This window comes from Acidovorax sp. KPB24-07 (assembly GCF_057543315.1).
Map to the genome: position 1 here is coordinate 1 of NZ_BAAJYS010000681.1, position 1,209 is coordinate 1,209.

3 protein-coding genes are annotated in these 1,209 nt (G+C 67.4%); 1 reads left to right on the plus strand and 2 read right to left on the minus strand.

The window, feature by feature from the left end; genetic code table 11:
- Positions 1-48: 48 nt before the first annotated feature.
- Together AC27IQ_RS24970 and azu are read right to left on the minus strand one after the other, a co-directional pair.
- Positions 49-258 (minus strand): hypothetical protein, encoded by a 210-nt coding sequence (locus AC27IQ_RS24970; protein WP_487091214.1) that lies wholly within the window; start codon positions 256-258, stop codon positions 49-51.
- 131 nt (positions 259-389) lie between these two features.
- Entirely contained in the window at positions 390-842 is a 453-nt protein-coding gene (gene azu / locus AC27IQ_RS24975) for an azurin (RefSeq protein WP_487091215.1), read from the minus strand.
- A gap of 186 nt (positions 843-1,028) precedes the next feature.
- Here azu and AC27IQ_RS24980 point away from each other — a divergent pair.
- A partial coding sequence (locus tag AC27IQ_RS24980; RefSeq protein ID WP_487091216.1) for a YigZ family protein occupies positions 1,029-1,209 on the plus strand: 181 nt, incomplete at its 3' end.

Consider the following 1,209-nt stretch of genomic DNA (forward strand, 5'->3'; position numbering starts at 1 on the left):
GCCTGGCGGCGGTCTCGGTGCGCGGCGTGGCGGGCCCCGATCGGCCCGTCACCATTCGCCGGAGGCACGCACCCGCTGGTCCAGATCCGGTGCGGGCGGCTCGCCGTAGGGCGAGTGCAGTGCGGTGGCCCTGGCGGTCCAGGCGGTAGGAATAGCGGCCAAGGCGCCCTCCTCCACGCGGCCCGGCCCGTTGGCACCGGCCAGGGCAGCGGGAAACACCATGGCGTTCATCACGTGGGTCAGCGCAGCGGCAAGCATGGCGGGTCCTTTTCATGCGGGGTTGCCGCCAGCGTATGGCGGCGGGGTGACTGTTTCGTGTCAACGAAAAAGGGCCCGCCGAAAAGGGAGCCCTTTGTGTGCCAACGGCCACACCGTCGGGAAGCGAAGGGTTATTTCGCCAGCGTCAGCGTGCCCTTCATCAGCGCGGAATGGCCGGGAAAGGAGCAGAAATAGGCATACGACTCGCCGGCCTTGAGCGCCTGGGTGGAGAACGTCACCGAATCGCTCTCGCCGCCGCCCACGATCTTGGTGTGCGCGATCACCCGGGCGTCCGCGTCCTTCACGTAGTTCTTGGTGGCTCCGGCAGCGATGCCGTCCGTGGCCACGGCCTGCAGGTCGGCGGCCTTGCTCAGCACCCAGTTGTGGCCCATGGCGGTCTTCGGGAGCTTGCCCACGTGCTTGAGCTTGACGGTGAATTGCTTGCAGCTTTGCGGCACCGCGAGGGTCGCCTTGTTGAATTGCATCGCATCGTTGCCTTCGATCTCGGCCGTGCAGTCGGCGGCCCAGGTGGGGCCAGCCGCCAATACCAGGACCAGCGCCGCGAATTTCCAGTGGTTTGCCATGAGGTCTTCCTTCTTCATAAAACAGGTGCTTGCGCCTGGCGTTGCCGGGCTGCTCCATGCAGCCGGGCGAAGCAACAGCGCGATGCAGGGAGCGTATGCGCGGGGCCCCTGCAGCGCCTTGAGGTGCATCAAGCCTTGTGCCGAACGCCGTCCATGGAGCCGGCGTGCAGTTAAGCTCCGCCGCCCATGCCCTACACCGTGCGAACCCCCACCCACAGCGAACTGGTCATCAAGAAAAGCCGGTTCATCGGCTGCGTGCAGCCCATGGCGGACCGCGCGTCGGCCCAGGCCACCGTCGATGCGCTGTGGCAGCAGCACCCCGGTGCCGCGCACGTCTGCTGGGCGCTGCTGGCCGGGCGGCCAGTCG